Origin of the sequence: Anoxynatronum sibiricum (genome assembly GCF_039414295.1) — a bacterium.
GTDB lineage: Bacteria > Bacillota > Clostridia > Peptostreptococcales > Tindalliaceae > Anoxynatronum > Anoxynatronum sibiricum.
This window is the reverse complement of the sequence record NZ_JBCITM010000088.1, coordinates 1-255: the sequence shown is the minus strand read 5'-3', so window position 1 is coordinate 255 and position 255 is coordinate 1. Positions and strand designations below refer to the sequence as shown.

Sequence of the window (255 nt, the reverse complement as noted above, 5' to 3'; positions counted from 1 at the left end):
AACTGCGTGTGTGATGGGCAACCTTTTCTGCATTGTGGTAACAGGCAATATGATTGCCGTAAGCTTTAACGCTTATCTGACGACCAACCAGTTCGACTGGTACTGAGTAACGGTTTCGGTCAAACTGAACAGTACTGTCATCATATACACGTGCTGGTACACTTTTACTGGTATCAAAAACATAGGCTGGGAGTCGGTGAAGCGCAAAGCAGTCTGTTTCTGACTGCTGGCCTACGGTTTGGCTTCTGCCCTGTA

1 protein-coding gene is annotated in these 255 nt (G+C 47.1%); it reads right to left on the bottom strand.

The features are described 5' to 3' along the window. Positions 1 to 255 (bottom strand): Mu transposase domain-containing protein (locus AAIG11_RS18245; protein ID WP_425499442.1); only part of this gene is annotated, 255 nt, incomplete at both ends.